General features: G+C 38.3%; 18 protein-coding genes and 4 pseudogenes. 9 read left to right on the top strand and 13 right to left on the bottom strand.

Features of this window, described 5'->3' with window-relative positions:
• Positions 1 to 228: 228 nt before the first annotated feature.
• On the top strand, positions 229 to 726 hold the full coding sequence (locus STRINF_RS05040) for a phosphatase PAP2 family protein (RefSeq protein ID WP_015695638.1): 498 nt from the start codon (positions 229 to 231) through the stop codon (positions 724 to 726).
• Between the two features lie 85 nt (positions 727 to 811).
• On the opposite strand, the gene nadC is transcribed toward STRINF_RS05040, so the two are convergent.
• Entirely contained in the window at positions 812 to 1,669 is an 858-nt protein-coding gene (nadC, locus tag STRINF_RS05035) for a carboxylating nicotinate-nucleotide diphosphorylase (RefSeq protein WP_043878359.1), read from the bottom strand.
• 28 nt (positions 1,670 to 1,697) lie between these two features.
• Positions 1,698 to 3,002 (bottom strand): L-aspartate oxidase, encoded by a 1,305-nt coding sequence (locus STRINF_RS05030; RefSeq protein ID WP_043878358.1) that lies wholly within the window; start codon positions 3,000 to 3,002, stop codon positions 1,698 to 1,700.
• A gap of 335 nt (positions 3,003 to 3,337) precedes the next feature.
• On the opposite strand from STRINF_RS05030, the gene nadA reads away from it, so the two are divergent.
• Positions 3,338 to 4,258, top strand: coding sequence for a quinolinate synthase NadA (gene nadA, locus STRINF_RS05025; protein WP_006531959.1), 921 nt, complete (start codon positions 3,338 to 3,340; stop codon positions 4,256 to 4,258).
• Positions 4,259 to 4,346: 88 nt separating this feature from the next.
• Here nadA and STRINF_RS05020 read toward each other — a convergent pair whose 3' ends face one another.
• The 3 genes from STRINF_RS05020 to zapA all read right to left on the bottom strand — a co-directional run bounded on the left by STRINF_RS05020 (position 4,347) and on the right by zapA (position 7,632).
• Positions 4,347 to 6,683: an endonuclease MutS2 gene (locus tag STRINF_RS05020; RefSeq protein ID WP_006531958.1), complete on the bottom strand. Its 2,337-nt coding sequence runs from the start codon at positions 6,681 to 6,683 to the stop codon at positions 4,347 to 4,349.
• A gap of 88 nt (positions 6,684 to 6,771) precedes the next feature.
• Positions 6,772 to 7,320, bottom strand: a complete 549-nt coding sequence (locus STRINF_RS05015) for a CvpA family protein (protein ID WP_006531957.1) — start codon at positions 7,318 to 7,320, stop codon at positions 6,772 to 6,774.
• A 3-nt stretch (positions 7,321 to 7,323) separates the two neighbouring features.
• The gene (zapA, locus tag STRINF_RS05010; protein WP_006531956.1) at positions 7,324 to 7,632 is read right to left on the bottom strand and encodes a cell division protein ZapA; all 309 of its coding nucleotides are present in this window, start codon (positions 7,630 to 7,632) and stop codon (positions 7,324 to 7,326) included.
• 119 nt (positions 7,633 to 7,751) lie between these two features.
• Here zapA and rnhC point away from each other — a divergent pair, with 119 nt between their 5' ends.
• The 4 genes and pseudogenes from rnhC to STRINF_RS04990 all read left to right on the top strand — a co-directional run bounded on the left by rnhC (position 7,752) and on the right by STRINF_RS04990 (position 12,597).
• Positions 7,752 to 8,651, top strand: coding sequence for a ribonuclease HIII (gene rnhC, locus STRINF_RS05005; protein WP_006531955.1), 900 nt, complete (start codon positions 7,752 to 7,754; stop codon positions 8,649 to 8,651).
• Between the two features lie 16 nt (positions 8,652 to 8,667).
• Complete coding sequence (gene lepB, locus STRINF_RS05000) at positions 8,668 to 9,261, top strand: signal peptidase I (RefSeq protein WP_006531954.1); 594 nt, start codon at positions 8,668 to 8,670, stop codon at positions 9,259 to 9,261.
• Positions 9,262 to 9,372: 111 nt separating this feature from the next.
• Positions 9,373 to 11,575, top strand: a pseudogene (recD2, locus tag STRINF_RS04995) (SF1B family DNA helicase RecD2); the annotation flags it as partial.
• A gap of 521 nt (positions 11,576 to 12,096) precedes the next feature.
• Entirely contained in the window at positions 12,097 to 12,597 is a 501-nt protein-coding gene (locus STRINF_RS04990; protein ID WP_006531952.1) for a hypothetical protein, read from the top strand.
• Between the two features lie 55 nt (positions 12,598 to 12,652).
• Here the strand turns inward: STRINF_RS04990 and dinB are convergent, their stop codons facing one another.
• Positions 12,653 to 13,744 (bottom strand): DNA polymerase IV, encoded by a 1,092-nt coding sequence (gene dinB, locus STRINF_RS04985; RefSeq protein ID WP_015695646.1) that lies wholly within the window; start codon positions 13,742 to 13,744, stop codon positions 12,653 to 12,655.
• Between the two features lie 215 nt (positions 13,745 to 13,959).
• Between dinB and pflB the strand changes: the two genes are divergently transcribed.
• From pflB to STRINF_RS04970, 3 genes and pseudogenes are all read left to right on the top strand, one after another.
• Positions 13,960 to 16,269 (top strand): formate C-acetyltransferase, encoded by a 2,310-nt coding sequence (pflB, locus tag STRINF_RS04980; RefSeq protein WP_006531950.1) that lies wholly within the window; start codon positions 13,960 to 13,962, stop codon positions 16,267 to 16,269.
• A 266-nt stretch (positions 16,270 to 16,535) separates the two neighbouring features.
• A pseudogene (locus STRINF_RS04975) lies at positions 16,536 to 17,318 on the top strand (carbonic anhydrase).
• Between the two features lie 50 nt (positions 17,319 to 17,368).
• Positions 17,369 to 17,821: a GNAT family N-acetyltransferase gene (locus STRINF_RS04970; protein ID WP_006531948.1), complete on the top strand. Its 453-nt coding sequence runs from the start codon at positions 17,369 to 17,371 to the stop codon at positions 17,819 to 17,821.
• A 635-nt stretch (positions 17,822 to 18,456) separates the two neighbouring features.
• Here STRINF_RS04970 and STRINF_RS04960 read toward each other — a convergent pair.
• The 7 genes and pseudogenes from STRINF_RS04960 to STRINF_RS04930 form a co-directional block, all read right to left on the bottom strand.
• Positions 18,457 to 18,798 carry a TIGR02328 family protein gene (locus STRINF_RS04960; protein ID WP_006531946.1) on the bottom strand — a complete coding sequence of 114 codons (342 nt, stop codon included), beginning with the start codon at positions 18,796 to 18,798 and terminating at the stop codon, positions 18,457 to 18,459.
• Positions 18,799 to 19,011: 213 nt separating this feature from the next.
• Positions 19,012 to 19,227 (bottom strand): ferredoxin reductase domain-containing protein, encoded by a 216-nt coding sequence (locus tag STRINF_RS10530; protein ID WP_015695650.1) that lies wholly within the window; start codon positions 19,225 to 19,227, stop codon positions 19,012 to 19,014.
• A gap of 194 nt (positions 19,228 to 19,421) precedes the next feature.
• A pseudogene (locus tag STRINF_RS04945) lies at positions 19,422 to 20,371 on the bottom strand (magnesium transporter CorA family protein).
• Between the two features lie 338 nt (positions 20,372 to 20,709).
• Entirely contained in the window at positions 20,710 to 21,060 is a 351-nt protein-coding gene (locus STRINF_RS10525) for a hypothetical protein (RefSeq protein ID WP_006531941.1), read from the bottom strand.
• 33 nt (positions 21,061 to 21,093) lie between these two features.
• Positions 21,094 to 21,582 (bottom strand): annotated as a pseudogene (locus STRINF_RS09950) (YdcF family protein); the annotation flags it as partial.
• 111 nt (positions 21,583 to 21,693) lie between these two features.
• Positions 21,694 to 22,449 (bottom strand): ABC transporter permease, encoded by a 756-nt coding sequence (locus STRINF_RS04935; RefSeq protein ID WP_006531939.1) that lies wholly within the window; start codon positions 22,447 to 22,449, stop codon positions 21,694 to 21,696.
• Positions 22,446 to 23,096, bottom strand: a complete 651-nt coding sequence (locus tag STRINF_RS04930; protein ID WP_006531938.1) for an ABC transporter ATP-binding protein — start codon at positions 23,094 to 23,096, stop codon at positions 22,446 to 22,448. The genes STRINF_RS04935 and STRINF_RS04930 overlap by 4 nt, the downstream gene beginning before the upstream one ends.
• Positions 23,097 to 23,112: the final 16 nt, after the last annotated feature.

The raw sequence follows: 23,112 nt of genomic DNA, 5'->3' as shown, positions 1-23,112 counted from the left end.
TGAACTCCCAGATGGACTGACTTGTTTTTCATGAAAAAACGGATACGAATCAACCAAGCATCCCAAAGTTCTTTTTCCTTTTCTATTAGTTTATGAGCCTATTTTACGGGAAATTTACCATTTTGACAACTAATTGCTACGGAATTTTCTTTTTTTGGAAAAATTATCATTTTCCCCCTATTCTAGCTCATGTGCTATAATAAAATTATCATTACTCAGAGGAAGCCTATGAAAAATTACGCTGATTTTTATGCCAAAATAACTGACCCAATCCGAAAAAATCCACGCGCTGTCCACAGTTTGAGACTTATCAACAGACTATTAACAGCGGTCATGTATCTGGTCTATCCGCTACTGCTTATTTACCTTTTTGTCAAACAGCAAAGCCAACTTATCCCAGCTATCTTTATCCCTGGAGTGTCGTTTATCCTTGTATCCTTGATGCGAAAGATGATTAACGTACCACGTCCTTACGAGGCTTGGCAGATTAATCCCCTCATCCAAAAAGATACCCAAGGGCAATCCATGCCAAGTCGCCACGTCTTTTCAGCAACGATTATCAGCATGGCTGTTTTGCGACTAAATCCGATTTTAGGAATTCTTTTCCTTGTTTTATCGCTAGTCATCGCTATTTGCCGTGTCATTGGTGGAGTTCACTACCCGCATGATGTTGCGGCTGGTTATCTTATTGGCATCATCTGTGGATTATTACTTTTTCTTTTTTAGTTATCAACACAAAATCCCCAACTCAATCGAGCTGGGGATTTTTTTGAACAATAATTTTTTGCCTTAAAACTTATCCACTTATTTATCAACAAACAGGATGCAGATTTTTAAGAGATAAATCCAATATTTTAGCGGAGTGAGTAAGGGCACCACTTGAGACGTACTGAACGTCCAAGTCCAAGTAAGAAGCGACATTAGCCTTAGTCACATTACCAGAAATTTCAATTTCTGCTCTGCCTGCAATCAAAGCAACAGCTTCTTGCATTTGGTCATGGTCCATGTTATCAAGCATGATAATATCGGCACCCGCTTCAACTGCTTCTTTAACCATCTCAAGTGTTTCCACTTCAATTTCAATTTTACGGACAGATGGTGCATAATCTTTAGCAGCAAGAACAGTTTCTTTAACACCACCAGCAGCACCGATGTGATTATCTTTCAAAAGGACACCGTCAGACAAGTTGTAACGATGGTTTTTACCGCCACCGATTTTAACAGCGTATTTTTCAAAAATACGGTTATTTGGTGTGGTCTTACGTGAATCAAGAAGCGTGATCGGACTGTCTTTTAGAAGATCAGCCATTTCATGTGTATAAGTCGCAATCCCACTCATGCGTTGCAGATAGTTCAGTGCTGTACGTTCTCCTGATAGAAGCACACGGATGTCACCGTAGACTGTGCCAAGCTTTTGTCCCTCCTTAACAGCGTCGCCATCTTTCACCAAAACGTCAAACTTTGTTTGTGGGTCAAGCAAATAAAAGACGCGCTCGAAAACAGGAAGCCCACAGATAATCCCATCTTCTTTACAAATCAAGTCAACTTGACCAGCTACATTTTCTGACATGACACTGTTAGTTGACACGTCTTCGTTATTGATGTCTTCTGAAAGAGCGCTCAAAATCAACGGATCAACATTTAATTTTAGGGTAATTGGATCTAACATCATTATCCTTTCTCATATCTCACAACCATTAACCGATAACAGTTTCTAGTTGATTATTTTCTGTTAATTTTTCAACAACTAATTTTTTATAGTCGTCTGCCAAGATATCGTCATCTTGATAATCTAGCAAATCAAGCTCAGCCAAAGTTTTTGGAAGCACGGATACACTCTCATACTTAGCAACCAAGTCCTTAGCTGCGCGTTTTGCAAAAACAAGACTTTCAAGAAGAGAATTACTTGCTAAACGGTTTTGACCGTGAACCCCATTACAAGCTGTTTCACCAACAGCATAAAGGAAGTCCATACTTGTCTTACTATGGTGATTAACCTTGATACCACCCATGAAATAATGCTGTGCTGGCACAACTGGAATACATTCTGTGAATGGGTCGTAACCAGACTCACGACAGTGTGCCAAGATATTTGGGAAATGTTCTTCCAATTCTTTTTTCGGAATGGTACGCAAATCTTCCCAGACGTGGTCTGTCCCGTCTTTTTCCATTTGTTTTAAAATGGCTTGTGCTACCACATCACGCGGTTGCAATTCATCGACAAAACGATTCATATTTTTATCGTAAAGAAGAGCTCCTTCACCACGAACGGACTCAGAAATCAAGAATGAACGTTCTTTTGGATTTTCTTGGTAAAGGGTTGTTGGGTGAATTTGTACATAAGACATGTCCTTAAGCTCAATATCATGTTTTAGGGAAATAGCTAGCGCATCACCAGTCAAATGCTTGAAGTTAGTACTATTTTTGTACAAACCACCAACACCACCACTAGCAAGAACAGTCACATCAGCTGTGATTTTTTGCAAATCACCATTTTCAAGACGGACCACACCACCATAACAACGGTTATCTTCTTCCAAGATATCAAGAAGACAAGTGTGTTCCATCAAGGTAATATTTGGACGTTTTTTGACCGCAGCTAACAATCTGCTTGTGATTTCTTTACCTGTAGTATCTTGGTAAAAAAGAATACGTTTATCAGAGTGAGCACCTTCACGAGTGAAAGCAAGGTTACCATTTTCATCACGTTGAAAATCAACACCGTAACTAATCAAATCTTTGATAACATCAGGCGATGACTTAATCATCAAATCAACAGAAACCTTGTCATTTTTGTAGTGACCAGCACGCAAAGTATCTTCAAAGAATGAGTCGTAGTCAGACTCGTCTTTCAACATGCAAATACCACCTTGTGCCAAGAAAGAATCACTGTGTTCTAATGTATCTTTAGAGATAATAGTAATTTGAAGTTCTTGTGGCAAATTAAGGGCCGTATAAAGTCCTGAACAACCACTACCGACAATAAGTACATTTGTTTTCATACAAACCTTCTTTTTTAACGATTGTTGAATAAACAATCCATTTGGTGAGTCAGATAAAAAAAGAATTCCTAGAATACCATCATCAACTGACCTAAGCATAAGCTTCTCATTTTCTGTATGATATCAATGCGAGGCTTACTTAAATCAGTCTTTAGGAACTTTTTCAATCAACTCTTATCAATTAAGATCATACGACTTAGAACATATTTTACCACTAATCAAGACACATGACAAGACACCCAATTAAAATTTATTTACAGGTGTCTTGACACATTCTTGACTCGGTACTATAATATATAACTAAGACAATCCTAGGAGGATCCCATAAACATATAATGAATACAAGAGAGATGCAAGACGAAATTTTACGTCTCAAAAAAGACAAAGGAGTTTGTATTTTAGCACACGCCTACCAAAGTCACGACATTTGGGAAGTTGCCGATTTTGTAGGCGATTCTTTTGCTTTAAGTAAATATGCTGCCAAAGCACCACAAGGTACCATCATGATGTGTGGGGTGCGCTTTATGGCAGAAACCGTTAAAGTTTTATCACCGGAAAAAACAGCTCTTCTAGCCAACCCAATGGCTGGTTGCCCAATGGCCGCTCAAATTGATAAAAAAATCGTTACTTGGCTAAAAGATGCTCACCCAGACTACACTACCGTTGCTTATATCAACACCACTTCAGAAGTGAAAACAATGGTCGATGTCTGCGTCACATCTTCTTCAGCTGTTAAAATTATCAACAACATTGACAACGATAAGATTCTTTTTGTTCCAGACCGCAACCTTGGTCAATGGGTCGCTGAACAATGTCCTGATAAGCAATTTGAATTTTTCAAAGGTGGTTGCCCAACACACATGCGCATGCGTAAACGCGATGTGCTCAAAGCACGTGAAGCTCACCCAAATGCTAAAGTACTGGTTCACCCAGAATGTCTAGCTGAGGTTACTGAGTTGGCAGATTTTGCTGGAAGTACTACAGAAATCATGGCTTACGCTAAAAATAGCACTGACAAAGAATTTATCATTGGTACTGAAAGCAGTATTGTTGAGCATTTACAATTTGAATGCCCTGATAAACGCTTCTATTTATTATCAACTGAATGTGTTTGTCATAACATGAAAATGACAACTCTAGCTGACATTTACAACTGTTTACTTGGACGAGCAGGTGAAGAGATTGAGCTTGACGAAGACACTATTAAAGGTGCCCGTCATGCCATCGACCAAATGATCCTGCTTGGACAAAAATAAATTTATTTGCATTTTCTACATTTAAAAAGCCTGCAAAATTGCAGGTTTTTGTCTATTCACAGAAAAAACTGTCCACTGGACAGTTTTTTTACCCTAGATTTGCAATGGTACAGCCACTGCCACCTGCGTTTTGTGGGGCGTAGCCGAATGATTTGACGTGTTTGTTGCGACGAAGGTATTTTGTGACCCCTTCACGGATAACACCTGTTCCGATACCGTGAATAATATCAACTTGAGCCATGTTGTTAAGCAAGGCTTGGTCGATAAATTCGTCCAATTCTTGCATGGCTTCTTCATAACGTTTACCACGAAGGTCAAGTCGAGCACGTGGTCCAGCAGATTTCTTGCTTTTCTTAACCACATGAACTTGTTTTTTCTTCGGTTTTTGTTCTTCTTCTTGAACTTTGACAAGGCTAAATTCGTCTTCTTTAAGCGTCATCTTAATAAGACCAACTTGTGCTTCCCATTTACCATTCTTGGTTTGGTTAATCAAGGTTCCGCGTTGACCGTAAGCTGTGACGATAATGTCATCACCCACGCGCGGTGCACGCAATTTCTTGGCTTTCTTAAGAACTTTATTTTTCGATAAATCAACTTCAGGTGCTAATTTTTTCAACTGACTTTTAGCTTCAATGACTTCATGTGGTTTAAGGCTTGCTTTGTGGTGAAGATTTTTAAGGATTTCTTCACTTTCAGCCATGGCTTTATCCACAATTTCTTGTGCCTTAGCAGAAGCCTTTTCAAGTTCTTTATCTTTGGCGTGTGAGAATTCGTTATAAAGTTTCTTGACTGCACGGTTGAATTTGAGGTTATCTTGCTCTACTTCTTTGATGTGGTCAAGACGTTTACGACTTTCATGCGTTTGTTCTTCCAAACGCTCGATGATGCGGTTAACATCTGTATCAGAATCCGTCAAACGCTCTGCTTCATTGACAATCACTTCAGCAAGACCTAATCGACGGACAATTTCAAAGGCATTTGAACGCCCTGGCACACCTTGCATGAAATGATAAGTCGGACTCAAAGTCTCTGTGTCAAATTCCATGCTGGCATTTTCAACAAACTCTGTCTCGATGCCGTAAGCTTTTAGTTCAGGATAGTGAGTTGTTGCCATGGTTTTCACTTGTGTCAAACGCAAATGCTCCAAGATTGAAATGGCAAGGCTAGCTCCTTCTTGCGGATCAGTACCTGCCCCCAATTCATCCACAAGTACCAAACTATCTTTGTCAGCTGCCGCCAAGATATCCACAATATTTGTCATATGGCTTGAGAATGTTGACAAGCTTTGCTCGATAGATTGTTCATCACCGATATCAGCAAAAATCTCATTGAAAACAGCGACTTTACTACCTTTGTCAGCTAGGATTGGAAGTCCTGATTGTGCCATTAGCTGCGCTAATCCCAAAGTTTTCAACATAACCGTCTTACCACCAGTATTTGGACCAGTGATGACGATAACTGTCAATTCATCTAAGAAATGCAAGTCATTTGCGACTGGATTTATCAACAGTGGGTGACGGGCTTGCAAGAGCTGCACAGTCTTATCTGTGGATAACTGTGGAACAACTGCTTTGTTTTCTTGCATGAAGAGGAATTTTGCACGCACAAAATCCAAATGTCCCAAAACCCAAGCATTATTTCGAATAATATTAGTATGAGGGCGAAGCATATTTGACAATTCGCGTAAAATACGAGCCATTTCATGGCGTTCATCTGCGCGTAATTGTGTGATTTCTTCATTTAGTTGCACCACTGCACGCGGCTCAATATAAACCGTGCTTCCTGATGCTGAAATATCATGCACAACCCCTGAGATGCGATTGCGGTAGCTATTTTTCACAGGTAAAACTGCACGGCCATTACGACTAGCAATCAAAGTCTCTGTCAAATGGTCAGCTTGCTTTTTCAAAATGTCCTGCAAGACTTGACGAACTCTGCTTTCATCATGATTGATTTGACGACGAATACGGTCTAATTCATGACTTGCAAAATTCTCAATAAATCCACCATCGTTAATGGCTTGCAAATTTCCTTGCAGACTTGGCAAAAGCTCAATTTTCTCAAAAAGAGTGTTTAAAGCCGTCAAGTTAACATTTTCCAAATCGTTATAGAAATGCTTAACTTCTGCTGATACTTGCAAGATTTTTTTAATATCAATAATCTCTGAAACATTGACATCCGCATCTAATTCCAAGCGGCGCATGCTTTCAGAAATATCACGTAAACTGCCTAAACCAAAGCCATGTTGCTCAACAAAAATCTGCTCCATATCTGACATTTCAGCAAAAGAACGTGAGATACGGTCAGAATCTGTCATCGGAGCAAGCTTACGCAATTCATCTTGCCCTTGTTCAGTTTGTAAATAGCCAGCAAAAAGTTGCTTGACTTTATCAAATTCTAACTGTTCTAAAATTCTGTTATTCATATCACTATTATACCAAAACTTACCTTATTCTAGTGCTCTTTTAGCACACTCATGTTCATACAAAAATAAGGGCTAAACGCCCTTCTTCTTATCCTAAAATGGCTGTTACCCAAAGTGCCTTAATAACACCTGTCAATGGTTGGAAATAATTAATAATCAAACGTGCAATCCAGCTGCTTGAGAGAAGATTTTGAACCATTGACATCGGGACAGTTGCAAGTAATGTCAAGACTAAGCCAAAGAAGACTAAAGCTACCAAAACAGCCATGATGCCGCTAAGACAATTAAGCTTGACACTATCAAAATGGTGAACTGGTGCCAGATGCACCAAAATCCCTATAAAACGAAAGATGGCATAAACTAACATGTAAATAGCTGTGAAAGCCACCCCAGCATAATAAACTCTATCTAAATCAAAAATATTAACGTCCGTGAAAAAATTCATGCTGGCACCTTGCCCTGCATTTGAGTAAGGAATCCATAAAGTAATCTCTTCAGACAATGCTTGATAAAAGCGACTAGCCACGACTAATGACACAATACTTGCTACAAAATAGTAAGCTTGTAAGATAATACCTCGTGAATAGCCAATATAAAAATGCCAAGCTAAAATCAGCAAAATAAAAACTGATAACATATATTATTCCTCATCAGAATCAGATTTGCTGGCTTTCTCCTTAATATCGTCAATCGCCTCAGAACGGAGAGCCGTCAATTCTTTTTCCATTTTTTCAACTTCAATCTCACGACTAAGCTGAGTTGAAAGCGAATTGAGAGCCATCAAAATAGCAATCGTTTCATTATCAGCTTGTGGTAATTTTTCTTTGATTGTATTATATTTTTCTTTGGCTACACGCTCAACTTCCTCCATGAAGAGGTTATCCTTATCTGTTGTCAATGTGAGCGACTTTTCTCCAAAGACGAATTTATAACGATTTTTACTTTCCATATAGTCACCTCTTTGACATTATACCTTAAAATAAACATTTCGTAAAATGAAAGCGTGAAAATCCCAGTTTCAACAGGCTATTTTGCCACCTTGTCATCTTTTTATGTTACAATAAAATTATGAATACAATTGTTATGAAACTAGGGAAAATTGACTTGCAAAACCTCATTAAAACACTAGTTGGCAAACAAGTCACAAACAATAATCCCTACGTCACTTTTGCCGCAAAAGTAAATGGCGTTACAGTCCTTGCTTACACCTCTGGTAAAGTCGTTTTTCAAGGAAATGCTGCACAAGAAGTCGCTAGCCAATTTGGTTATCAAGCGTCAGAAGACACGCAGAATACTAAGGCTGGTCAAGTCATGCCTTTAATCGGTTCAGATGAAGTCGGCAACGGTTCTTACTTTGGTGGCTTAGCGGTTGTTGCTAGTTTTGTAACTCCTGATGACCACGCGCTGCTAAAGAAACTTGGTGTCGATGATTCTAAGAATTTAACGGATAGTAAAATTCGCCAAATCGCCCCAATCTTAGAAGAGAAAATCAAGCATAAAGCTCTGCTATTGTCCCCTCAAAAATACAACCAAGTCGTTGGAAAAGGTAAGATGCACAATGCAGTCTCTGTAAAAGTAGCTCTTCATAATCAAGCTATTTATCTGCTACTGCAAGATGGCGTAAAACCTGAAAAAATCGTGATTGATGCTTTTACTAGCCGTCAAAATTACGAAAAATACCTCAAAAATGAGGTAAATCACTTTGACAATCCTCTAACGCTAGAAGAAAAGGCTGAAGGGAAATACCTTGCTGTCGCAGTTAGCTCCATTATCGCCCGTAACCTTTTCTTGGAGAATTTAGATAAGCTAAGCCAAGAAGTACAGTACAAACTTCCAAGCGGTGCTGGTAGCAAATCCGATAAAGTAGCTAGTCAAATCCTAGCAGCTTACGGCATGCCTGGCTTAGAACACACTGCAAAACTCCACTTTGCAAACACCCAAAAAGCACAAAATTTATTAAAAAAATAACATTGAGGAACCAATTATGAAACAATTCATCAAAGAATGGGGACCCTCTATCCTCTTTTTAATCGCCCTTGGTCTTGTTCGCCTTTTCCTTATCCAGCCTGTGAGTGTTGACGGTCATTCTATGGACCCTACGCTGGCTGACGGAGAACGCCTAATCGTTCTAAGAACTGCCAAAATCGATCGCTTTGATATTGTTGTAGCTAAGGAAAAAGAAGGCAACAAAACCAAAGAAATCGTTAAACGTGTTATCGGACTCCCAGGTGATACCATTACCTATAAAGATGATGTTCTTTACGTCAACGGTAAAAAGACAAGTGAACCTTACCTGGACAAGTACCAAAAAGCTTTTGAAGATGATGATTTACAAGACATTTACTCTTACAACACCTTATTCCAACAACTAGCTGAAAACTCTGATGCCTTCACCACTGCTAAAGATGGCAGCACTGAATTTACCGTCAAAGTTCCAAAAAATCAGTATTTCTTGCTTGGAGATGACCGCATCGTTTCAAAAGACAGCCGTGAAGTTGGTTCCTTCAAAAAATCAGCTATCATCGGCGAAGTCAAATTCCGCTTCTGGCCACTCTCAAAAATTGGAGACGTCAACTAAATTCAACGAAGACTTAACTCACACGAGTTAGGTCTTTTTAATGCGATGTTTGTCTATCACATTGGCGAATGATATAATAAAGCCACTATAACAATCAAGTAAGGATGACTTATGGAATACTTCTTTTCTGGCGCTATTGACCGTATTATTTTTGAAAATGCCAGTAACTTCTTTAAAATCATATTACTCGAAATCGAAGATACCGATTCTGACTTTGATGATTTTGAAATCATTGTCACAGGAACCATTACTGATGTCATCGAAGGCGAAAATTACACCTTCTGGGGAGAATTAACCCAGCATCCAAAATATGGTGAACAGCTAAAAGTTACCCGATACGAGCGAACAAAACCAACGTCTTCTGGACTCATCAAGTACTTTTCAAGTGACAACTTTAAAGGCATCGGTAAAAAGACAGCTGAGAAAATTGTCCAACTCTACGGCGATAACACGATTGATAAAATCTTGGAAGATCCTAGTAAGCTTGAGAGTATTTCTGGACTCTCTAAAGAAAATCGTGATAATTTTGTTGCCAAATTAAAACTTAACTATGGAACTGAGCAAATCCTCTCAAAACTTGCCGAATACGGCTTAACCAATCGTGTGGCTATTGATATTTTCAATCATTATAAGGAAGAAAGTTTAGAGATTATCCAAGAAAATCCTTATCAACTGGTCGAAGATATTCAAGGTATCGGCTTTAAAATTGCGGACCAGCTCGCCGAACAATTGGGCATTGAGGCAGATGCACCGCAGCGTTTCCGTGCCGCACTCGTTCACAGCTTATTTGAAACCTCGGTTGAAAATGGGGATACTTACGTTGAGGCGCGTGATTTACTAGAAAATACTATTACCATTTTGGAAGAAGCCCGCCAAATTGAGCTAGACCCTGCTGCTGTTGCTAAAGAATTATCTACGCTTATCGCTGAAGACAAGGTGCAAAACATCGGCACAAAAATCTTTGATAACACACTGTTTTATGCCGAAGCTGGTATCAAGAAAAATCTAACACGCATCCTTGACACTCCATTAACTAAACAATTTTCAGACCAAGACTTACAAGAAGAAATTGAAGATATCGAAGACACCTTTGGTATTTCTTATGACGCTGTCCAAAAAAATGCCATTAAAGAAGCTCTTCAAAGCAAAGTTTTCATTCTAACTGGTGGACCAGGGACTGGTAAAACAACTGTTATTAACGGTTTGATTGCTGCTTATGCTGATTTACACGGCATTGATTTAGAGAAGAAGGATATCCCAATTGTTCTTGCTGCACCAACAGGTCGCGCGGCACGTCGCATGAACGAATTAACTGGGCTTCCAAGTGCAACCATCCACCGTCATCTTGGCTTAAACGGCGACAATGATTATCAAGCCATGGATGATTATTTGGACTGTGATTTGATTATCATCGATGAATTTTCAATGGTAGATACTTGGCTAGCCAATCAGCTCTTTAGCTCCATTTCATCAAATACTCAAGTCATTATCGTTGGTGATAGCGACCAACTTCCATCCGTTGGCCCTGGGCAAGTGCTAGCTGATTTACTTAAAATCAAAACACTGCCGCAAATAGCACTGACAAAAATCTTTAGGCAATCTGAATACTCAACCATTGTCACACTAGCTAATCAGATGAGACAAGGCATCTTGCCAGCTGATTTCACTCAGAAAAAAGCGGACCGTTCTTACTTTGAAGCTGGCGCTCAATATATTCCTGAGATGATTCCGAAAATTGTCAGCGCAGCTATTAAAAGTGGCATTAGCCCTCAAGAAATTCAAATTCTTGCGCCTATGTACCGTGGTGCTGCCGGCATTAACCGCCTCAATACAATCATTCAAGATTTGCTTAATCCACTCGGTGACCAATTATCCTTTGCTTTTGGTGATATGAATTTCCGTAAGGGGGACAAAGTTCTTCATTTGATTAATGATGCCGAGCTCAATGTCTTTAACGGAGACATCGGCTATATCACAGACTTGATTCCTGCCAAATACACTGAATCAAAACAAGATGAACTCTACATGTCTTTTGACGGGACTGAAGTGATTTACCCTCGTAACGAATGGCACAAAATCACGCTTGCCTACGCCATGTCCATTCACAAATCACAAGGGAGTGAATTCCAAGTAGTTATTCTGCCAATTACGCACCAAAGTCGTCGTCTTTTGCAACGCAATCTGATTTACACAGCTATTACCCGCTCTAAGAGTAAATTAGTCATGTTGGGAGAGATTGCTGCCTTTGATTACGCCATAAAAAATGAAGGCTCTAAACGCAAGACTTATCTCGTCCAACGCTTCACAACAAATCCAGAAGACCTTGACAACTCAGAAACGATAGAAAATCCAGACGAAGCAAAAGAAAGCCAAAATGAGCCACTAGAAGATAAAGCAATTTCTTCTTCTGCTCACATTGAAGAAGAAAAATCCGAAAAAGTTGTTCAACTTAGCCTTGATTTTAACGAAGACAAACCAGATAACGTCAAAGAATACCGTCTAACAGAAGAAAATCTTCCATTTATTGATCCAATGATTGGTATCACTCAAGAAGATATCGAACAATTTTTCAAAAAGTAATAATAAAAAACTAGGTTAATTTAGCACTAAATTCCTAGTTTTTCTTATGCATTTATTTTGTATAAATATGAATTTTCAGATGATAGAATAGCTTTACACTTAAAACATTTAGAGGCTTAAAACGATTTAATCCTTGAAACTAAAGGGTTTCTTGATATAACATCTCTTGACAGAAAAGTGTTTACATATAAGGAAATTGTGTTATAATATCTGTACTATCATAATAGGATTACCATTGTTTTTAGGAGGTTTGAAATGGTTTCTTATGAAAAAATTCGTCAATCTTTGCGTTCTTGGACGCTTTTTATCGCTTGGGTAAATGTTCTTGCTGCGCTAAGCAAAGTTTGGAGTGTTATTAGCCATTATATCGTCGTTAATAACCTTGATAAGTTTAAAGAACAACTTGATGCTGAGAAATTCCGAATTCTTGAAGCTTCTACCAATGTTGGCATTGTTATCATTGCAGTTATTGCTCTTGTTATTAACATCATTGTAGCTGTTTTAGCATTCAAAAACTTATTAAAAATCAAAGACAATGCTCCAAGTTTATCACCTTACCGCATTGCCTTGATTTATACTGTTGTTTACAATCTTGCAAGCTTTGCCTTGAGTGTATATCTTAATATTCCACTTTCACCATTCAATATCGTTTTGCCACTTGTCTTTTTGGGGCTTTATGCTTATGTGTACAACAAAGCAGCACAGCTATTAGACAAAGAAGACGATGAGACTGATTCTGAAAGTGTTAATCAATAACTTTTAAGAAATCAAATACCGTCTCAGAACTTGAGCTAAGACGGTATTTTAATTTTTAAAAGAGATTTAATGGACGAATATTATCTTCTAATCCCGTGATAGTAACCCCCAGAAGACGCACACCAGATTTTGATTCTTCTAAGCTGTCAAATATCGCATGAGCAGATTGGTCAATCACCTCAAAATCATTGGTGACTTCATCTAGTGTTTTACGCTTGGTTAAAGTCGAAAAATCCGCGTATCGAACCTTCAAAACAACAATGCGACCAACTTTATTATTTCGCATTAAGCTGTCCACAACTCGACGTGTATTTTTTGAAATCTCCGACTTAATATCAGCATCCTTGTACAGTAATTTACTGTAGGTCCGTTCACTCCCAATAGATTTTCGAATACGATTGGGTCTGACTGGTGAATTTGAAATACCTCGCGCTTTACGGTACAAATCATAACCAAAGCGCCCGAAATGATCAATCAAGGTCATCTCTGGTATTTCTAATAAATCCGCCCCCGTAAAAACACCCATTTGATGTAGTTTTTCAACTGATTTTTTACCAACACCATGAAACTTTTCAATTGGTAATTTTTTCAAGAAATCCTGCGCATCTTCTGGCAATACTAAGGTTAAACCTTTCGGTTTATCATAATCCGAAGCTAGTTTAGCTAGAAATTTGTTATAAGAGACACCGGCTGAACAAGTCAAGCGAACTTCTTGCCAAATATCATATTGAATCATTTTAGCGATTTTAATCGCTGACTTGGTGCCACGCTTATTTTCAGTCACATCCAAGTAAGCCTCATCAATCGACATGGGCTCAACAAGATCTGTGTAACGTCTGAGAATCTCACGAATTTGCATTCCGATTTCTCGGTATTTCTGATAATTTCCAGAAATAAAAATAGCCTGTGGACAACGCTCGTAAGCTTCTTTTGAAGACATGGCAGAATGAACGCCGAATTTTCTGGCTTCATAGTTACATGTCGATACGACGCCTCGTCCACCTGTCTTACGCGGATCAGAACCGATAATCACAGGCTTCCCTTTGAGGTCTGGATTATCTCTTTCTTCCACTGATGCAAAAAAGGCATCCATGTCAATGTGAATAATTTTTCGAGAAGTGTCATTAATTAATGGAAAAATAAGCATCATCCAGTCCTTTCTAACTCTATTATAACAATTTTCATTGCTTTCAAGCAAAACTTACAAATTTCTAGTACAGCTACCCGATTTTATGAAACTGTACTATAAAAGATTCTTGTTTTCCCAATTTTTTCGATTGGGAAAACGCTTCCTTTGTGCTAAACTTATACTTGTAAATGTAATAGATGACTTGTTACTAGAATTTAAGGAGAAATCTCATTATGGCGACTGTTAAAACAAATGCAGATGTTTTTGAAAAAGCCTGGGAAGGCTTTAAAGGTACTGACTGGAAAGAAAAAGCCAGCGTTTCTCGCTTCGTTCAAGCTAACTACACACCATATGATGGTGATGAAAGCTTCTTAGCACCAGCTACTGAACGCTCTCTTAAAATCAAGAAAATCATTGAAGACACTAAAGCTAAATACGAAGCAACTCGTTTCCCAATGGACACTCGTCCAACATCAATCGCAGATATTCCTGCCGGCTATATTTCAAAAGACGATGAATTAATCTACGGTATTCAAAATGATGAGTTGTTCAAATTGAATTTCATGCCAAAAGGTGGTATCCGTATGGCAGAAACAGCACTTAAAGAACATGGTTATGAACCAGATCCTGCTGTTCATGAAATTTTCACAAAATACACTACTACAGTAAATGACGGAATTTTCCGCGCTTATACATCTAATATCCGCCGTGCCCGTCACGCTCACACAGTAACTGGTCTTCCAGATGCTTACTCACGTGGACGTATCATCGGTGTTTATGCTCGTCTTGCTCTTTATGGTGCAGACTACTTGATGCAAGAAAAAGTTAACGACTGGAACGCTATCACTGAAATCGACGAAGAATCTATTCGTCTGCGCGAAGAAGTTAACATGCAATACCAAGCTCTTGGTGAAGTTGTTAAACTTGGTGATCTTTACGGTGTTGATGTCCGTAAACCAGCCATGAACGTTAAAGAAGCTATCCAATGGGTAAACATCGCCTTCATGGCCGTATGTCGTGTTATCAACGGTGCTGCTACTTCTCTTGGACGTGTGCCAATCGTTCTTGATATCTTTGCTGAACGTGACCTTGCTCGTGGTACTTTCACAGAATCAGAAATCCAAGAATTTGTTGATGACTTTGTCTTGAAACTTCGTACTGTAAAATTTGCTCGTACTAAAGCTTACGACGAACTTTACTCTGGTGACCCAACATTCATCACTACGTCTATGGCTGGTATGGGTGCTGACGGTCGTCACCGTGTTACTAAAATGGACTACCGTTTCTTGCACACACTTGACAACATCGGTAACGCTCCAGAACCAAACTTGACAGTTCTTTGGACTGATAAATTGCCATATTCATTCCGTCGCTACTGTATGAAAATGTCACACAAACACTCTTCAATCCAATACGAAGGTGTAACAACAATGGCTAAAGACGGTTATGGTGAAATGTCATGTATCTCATGTTGTGTATCACCACTTGACCCAGAAAACGAAGAACAACGTCACAACATCCAATACTTTGGTGCTCGTGTAAACGTCCTTAAAGCTCTTCTTACTGGTTTAAACGGTGGTTACGATGATGTTCACAAAGACTACAAAGTATTTGACATCGAACCAGTTCGTGACGAAATCCTTGATTTCGAAACTGTTAAAGCTAACTTTGAAAAATCTCTTGATTGGTTGACTTCAACTTACGTAGATGCTCTTAACATCATTCACTACATGACTGATAAATACAACTACGAAGCTGTTCAAATGGCATTCTTGCCAACTAAACAACGTGCCAACATGGGATTCGGTATCTGTGGTTTCGCTAATACCGTTGATACTTTGTCAGCAATCAAATATGCTACCGTTAAACCAATCCGTGACGAAGATGGTTACATCTACGACTACGAAACAACTGGTGACTTCCCTCGTTGGGGTGAAGATGACCCTCGTTCTAACGAACTTGCCGAATGGTTGGTAGAGGCTTACACTACTCGTCTTCGTAGCCACAAACTCTACAAAGATGCAGAAGCTACAGTTTCACTTCTTACAATCACTTCAAACGTTGCTTACTCTAAACAAACTGGTAACTCTCCAGTTCACAAAGGTGTTTACCTCAACGAAGATGGTACCGTAAACCTTTCTAAACTTGAATTCTTCTCACCAGGTGCCAACCCATCTAACAAAGCTCGTGGTGGTTGGTTACAAAACTTGAACTCTCTTGCAAGCCTTGACTTCTCATATGCTGCAGATGGTATCTCACTTACAACTCAAGTTTCTCCACGCGCTCTTGGTAAGACATTTGATGAACAAGTTGATAACTTGGTAACTATCCTTGATGGTTACTTCGAAAACGGTGGACAACACGTTAACTTGAACGTCATGGACCTTAAAGATGTTTATGACAAGATTATGAATGGTGAAGATGTTATCGTTCGTATCTCTGGATACTGTGTAAACACTAAATACCTCACTCCAGAACAAAAAACTGAATTGACACAACGTGTCTTCCACGAAGTTCTTTCAATGGATGATGCTTTGGGATAAAATGAATAAAGAGCTCGCAATAGCGAGTTCTTTTCTTTTTGTAAAACACTTGCTTTTCATTATAATTTTCTAAATAAACTATAATTTATATTCGACTATCTTTCATATTATCTATAAAATAAAGGTGTTTCTGTTCGGTTTCTCCAAACACTTCACTTTCAGAAGTACCTTAGAGAAATAACACCCTGTCACCGTCTGACTGCTAGTTTACAAATAACAGGTCAACTAGCAGTCATGACAAAAATAACAGCCTATAGGGAGAAAAGATGAATAAGAAAAGTTTTAAGCTAATTGGATTATTGTCTCTTATAGCAGCTACCATCCTACTCGTAGCCTTCCAGTCTGAAACTAAAAGTAAAACCTCTAAGTCTTAAGAGGTCCAATGGGGCTATACGGGTATAACTGGTCCTGAACATTGGGGTGACCTTTCTAAAGATTGTGAACTCAGCAAGACGGGTAAGGAACAATCTCCCATTAATATCACAGGAGCTGAGGACGTTGATCTTCCAGAACTAAACCTTAATAATCAAGAATCAGAAGCCCATGTTAAGAACAATGGTCACACCATTGAAGTCAGCTTTAAAAATCCAAAGAATACCCTAACAATTGGTAAGGAAGTTTACAAGTTGCAACAATTCCATTTTCACGCACCAGCTGAGAATGAAATAGATGGCAAAACCTATCCTCTCGAAGGGCATTTCGTCTACAAGACGGATAATGGAAAAATCACAGTTGTCTCAGTTCTCTATAACTATGGAGATAAAAGCCAAGCCTTGCAATTAACCTGGGATAAAATGCCTCAAGCCGCCAATACTGAAACGGATTTATCTCAGGCTATCTCACTTGATGATTTCTATCCTGAAAACAAGGACTATTACAACTTTGAAGGCTCATTGACAACACCACCTTGTACTGAAGGTGTTAACTGGATTGTCTTCAAAAGCCAAGAAACTGTCAGTAAGGAACAGGTGGAAAAATTCTCCCAAACTCTTGGATTTGAAAATAACCGTCCTATCCAAGATGCAAACAGCCGAAAAATTAAAGCATAAAACCTATCAAAAACTTGATGATAGACTATAATCTTTGCTACACTATTCCTATGATTATCAAACATACAAGAGATACACTTTCAGAGACTTATCTAGATGCTGTGGCTATTCGAAACACCGTTTTCGTTAAGGTCCAAGGAGTTCCTCGCTCCGTCGATATTGATGCCAATGAAGCCTACTGCATTCACTTTGTCCTCTATGATGACAAGGGCCAGGCTACAGCAACCGTACGACTACTTCCTAACATAGACTTGACACAAGTTACACTCCAACGCATGGCCGTGCTCGATAACTACCAAGGTCAAGGTCTGGGTAGCATCCTCCTAAAAGAGGCTGAAGATTTCGCTCAAGAGCAGGGCTTCAAATCTATTTCTCTCCATGCTCAACTAAGGGCACTTAAGTTCTATCTCAATAATGGCTATCAAGAAGTCGGCCAAATCTTCGAAGAAGCTGGTATCCAACACATTACGGTTGAAAAATCCTTAATAAGTAAAAAAGCTTAAGCAGTAGATCAACTCTGCTTAAGCTTCTTCTTTTGTTGAAAATATAGAATAGCCATGCTCGATATCAAGAACTGCCACATTTTCTTTTTTTTAATACCTCTACAATCTTTTTCCAGTATTTCTACCCTTTTAAAAAAAGTACAAACACTCCCATGTAAACCAAAAAAACAAGAGACAAGCTTTCTTTTCTTAGAATGTCTACTCGACCTTTTTTGTCTAGACATACGTTTTCTCCTATCTAGGGAGTATTATATCATTTTATAAAAAAACAACCCCCATTACCTGGTAACTGGATAACATGGGCTTCTTTAATAGTCTTTTTGAGGGGTTATTATGTAATTATAGACCTTTTTCAAATTCAAATGTAGCGACAACCTAGTCTGGTAACTAGTACATAACCAGATAATTATAAATATTCCTTTTCATTGTTAATAGTATTAAAGTTGATTTTAGATAAATACTTTTTATGTGGACGGCGCTGATGTCAAGATTATTTTCCAAAGACAACTTGTCTATTACTAATTATTTTCACTCTATTTATAACTCTTTTATCCAAAATTAAACTTATACTTAGAAAATATCTCTTATAAGTCTTGTGCAATTGTTCGTGTGTAACCCCACAACGAATGATGTTTTTATTTTATTTCAATACATTCAATTAAATAATTATGGTCGTGTTCAGGATAAATAGGATAAGTTGATACTTCAATAGGCAGGGACTTATAAGGAATCATATTATTTCCACGATACAAAGGATTTAGCCAATTTTCATTCGGTTTGTATCCGCGATTTAACATCTCCGTCATAACTAATTTGTGGTATCTAAACAATTTATATGGAGAGTAAATAAAGACATAATCCACTGTTGCGTGCCTTTTCCCCCACCCGCCGCCACGAAGTGCACAGCACTCTCTATGTTGTCCAAGCAATTGTTGACGTGGTAATTTTGTAATTAACGATTCGTGCCATAGCCTCATTTTTTGTCTACCTTTCTAACATTAGAATTGTTAGTAATTTCGAGTTAACATAATGTGCTTTCCTTTACATTAATAGCTGCTAATAGCTTATCGGCTTACCACTCAAAGGGTTCAAAATAAATACTGCTATCCACCACGCCTCTATTTTTCAAAAAAATTTCGCCAATATTTGGTCATGGCATGCGGACCAGCTAGCAAATAGATACCATTTTTTTACATTATGTCCACAATTTGTGTATCAGAAAACCGCCCTACTTGATGTTTGAAATAAATATCGCTTTGATTAAACTTCGTCAATTCATCTAAATAAATAGCATCCTTTTCGTGTTTAGTTGAGTAAAGAAACGTCACTGTTTGTTGTCTTTCCACTGCCATTTGAGCAATAGATATAAACGGTGTAATGCCAATTCCACCAGCAACAATAATCAATGGCTGATCTTCATGATGTTGCTTCAAAAGCTGATGATACTGTCCATAATCTTGACATCAGCGCCCTTTGAATATTCTAACTCTCATACTGTGAAGGTAGCCGCTGAAGCTATTCAATTATTGAAAGGAATCAGCCTTTTAATAAGCCAACAAAGAAATTCTGCTTTAAATCATACTGGGGTATCACAAATACTTTACAAATATGTTTTGCGTCTCAGCAAAAACCAGCAAATTAGACTTAGTATAGCAGAGATAATCAATACGGCTAAAACACCATAAGAAGACTTTTCAAACGGGACATGGACATTGATTCCCCAAAAACCAAAAATCATTGCTGGAATAGTCAAAACAATTGATATCTCGGTTAGGGTTTTCATAATCATGTTTAGCTGATACGAAATCATATTGTTTATCATATTTTCCAAATTATCCAAATATTGGCTGTAACCTAAAATGATTCTATCCATTGTATCACTTGTATCATATAACTCATCAATTATTTTTTTAGTACTAAAATCAATATCGTCAATAGTTGTGAAATTTTTTTAATGAAATCAAGCGCTTTATGGTTAGCTTTATAAGTTGTTGACAAAGCTATCATGTATTTTTGAAGAGTTAATAAATCACCAAACGTTGGTCTGAGTGAACCGGACGTTGATATTTTTGAGTCTAAATCATCAATTTTTTCCTTGACTCCACGAAGGTCGTCAAGCATCACATGGAAATCTTTTTGCATGATCTTTAAAAGTACTTCCTCTACAAAATGATTGACATCACGTAAAACCATATTGGATAAGAGTTCGGGAATGAATTTTAATTTTTGTTTTGTAAAAATTATCAACTTATTTTTAAATACCAAGAAAACAACAGATGTCATCAGATTATCTAGATGCCCACCTTCATGTATCTTGGGAAACAAAAAACTTACAAGCAAACTTTTTTCATCGTTCTGATCGATTATCGTGTCATATGCAACTTGATCATCAAACGTTAGTATATTGTCTATGTTAAAGTCATATTTATGTTCATAAGATTCGATATATTCTCGTTCGTCACCATAAACATAAACAACAGAGGAATTTTCGATATTTGATTCTGACGAAACTAATAATGTATTTTTTGTTAAAGAATAAGTTTTCAGCATTGTAATCCTCCTGCTTTATATTTTTCTCAAAAATAAATGCGTAATTGTTGTGGAATAAATACATTATCAGTTTTAAAAACATTTTGTCTTATGTATGATAACCTGCTAAAAATTTTATCTCACACATTATCTAGACAATCTTGTCTCCAGCTTCTTATGTATTATCTAATTTATAATTACCGCCCCTATTTGTTGGATATAATATTTAGTCCATTTCTACTATGGTAGTGTTAATAACATATATTTCGTCTTTAGTTAGCTTATATTTTTTTATATAGTTGTTGATCAATTTCTGTAATAGATTTAGACCAATCAATATCTGAATATAGTGTAAAGTCTTACATAGGGACAAATTTATAAGTTGATCTAGGGGCATCTTGAGTTGATTTAGCTATACTAATAAGAAATCTAGAGAATTTTGTTTTCAGGTAGTTAGAGAGATTACGAGCAGAATTTAAATTTAAATTTAAATCTATATCTCCACCAATCACCAGGTATATTTCAGTCACGATTTCGTTTGGATAACCAATTTTTGTGTTCAAATTATCATCATGTAGTTCAGTACCAATATTATTCGATCTAGCTGTAAAAACTTTGAATCCTTTAACCCATTCTTTGTGGGCTTTGATTAAATTATTTTCTATAAATCCAACTTTTCTTTTCCCGTAAATTTTTATAGGTTTTATCATTCCGCTTTTTGATAAACGAAAGTTATCATCTCACAGACGGGGCCAATTGAATTGATAAATCGTCAGCATCGTCAGATAGTTATAAAACCAAAAACCAAGGTAAAAAATGACCAGATTCGGAAATACCGTCAAAAAATAACTCACGGGCTGCAGCACATGACTACTCAACAGATAGCCTAAAAATGGCAAAACCAGAATGGCTAGTCCCAAGTACAAGGTCAACATATTCGCCAATGTATGACTCTCATGACGCCACATGTTCCACGCATTCCATAAGAGCAAGAAAGCTTGTAAGGTAAAAATCAGCCCAATCAACAGGATCAGCAACACAAACAACGTCCCACTGATAATGATTAACCAGTGGATATTGCTACCTAAAATTGTAATCGCCAGCATGGTTAAAAACGAATAGAAAAATAGCGAAAACCAAATACCGTTACCTAGGCGAACCTTATCGCGATGATAACGCCAACCAAAAATGGTTCCAAATATGAGTGGTACTAACCAGCACCAGTAAAACATTGCTGGAACTGGAACCCAAACCGCTGCGTCATTTACATCAATACCCCCGCATTAAGTTTTATTTCAGCTTCCATCATAAAGGTCTCCCCGCGGGACTGCAATCAGGAGTCATTACTTCAACTGTTTTTGTTCATTATAGAAATTACGGTAAGCTAAATAGCACGCAATGATTGACCCCAAACTAGTCGCTGATAAGAGCATGAACGTGACCATAATTTGATACCTAATGGCCCGTACTGGATCGACCCCTGCAAAGATCAAACCGGACATCATCCCTGGCAGACTGACTAGACCCACAGTCTTTGCCGAATCAATAGTTGGTGACATCCCCGTACGAATCGCCTCACGCACGATATCAATCGAAGCATCAAGTAGACCAGCCCCTAACGCCAACCGTTCAAGCACACCTTGCCGCTGGTCATGAAACTGACTATTGAGGCTGCGATAAGCCAGCCCAACTGTGACCATTGAATTCGACGCAATCATACCAGAAATGGGAATCATTTGCGATGGCACAAACTTAATCGCACCAGATAGCACGAGGACGCCGAGTGTTACCCCTGTACTAACAAAAATGGATAATAACGAAATGGCTAATGCATGGTCAATCCCCGGCCCCCGTTTTTTCGCATTCCAAGCCGCATTGAAGATAATGAAGCCTATCATCGCCAGCGTTAGCCACAAATTGTTGACTCGGAAAATATACTTTAGCAAGTAACCCACGATAAATAGTTGTACAACAGCCCGCACGACACCAATGACGATGTCCCTATCCAAGCCAAGTTTCTGCCACAAACTAATTCCTAACGCGACAAGCACTAACATTGCCGCCCAAAATAGCGACGTATTATTAATTGCTAAATTCATGCGTGCACCTCCAATCTGCCAGCAATCACTTTCACTAATTGATCTGCCGCAGCAATCTCTGTCGCGTCATGAGTAATCATGATCGTTGTCACGTGATCCTGCTCATTTAACTGTCGTAACCAGGCGTGCACGATTTGCTTATTATTTTCATCCAAACCAGCTGTCACCTCATCTAATAACAACACTTTTGGTAAGAATAAGATGTTGCGAATCAGAGCGACCCGCTGCCGTTCACCACCGGAAAGCTCGATAATCGGCTGATGCAGGGTTCGTTCGGACAGCCCAACATTATTTAACGCCGTTACCACTCGTTTCGTATCCATGACTTGCTTACGAATTTGGTACGGGAAAGCTAAGTTATCTGCCACCGTCTCACCAAATAACGTCGGTTGTTGGAAACAATATGAGACTTGCCGCCGATACATGATTGGGTCATAACTTTCAATCGGCTGCCCATCAAAAATCAAGGTCCCACTTGTTTTAGAAATCATGGCCGCAATGATCTGTAATAACGTACTTTTCCCACCACCGGATGGTCCCGTCAATGTAATATGAGCCCCAGCTGGAATCTGCCAATCAATATCATGTAAAATATGTTGATCAGCGATTTTATAATTAATTTTTTCTAAACTAATCAATGAATTCATACGCCCACCCCCGATC

Source organism: Streptococcus infantarius subsp. infantarius ATCC BAA-102, from assembly GCF_000154985.1.
GTDB classification, from domain to species: Bacteria; Bacillota; Bacilli; order Lactobacillales; family Streptococcaceae; genus Streptococcus; species Streptococcus infantarius.
Note: the sequence above shows the minus strand (reverse complement) of the source record. Positions and strands in the feature narration are given on the sequence as shown.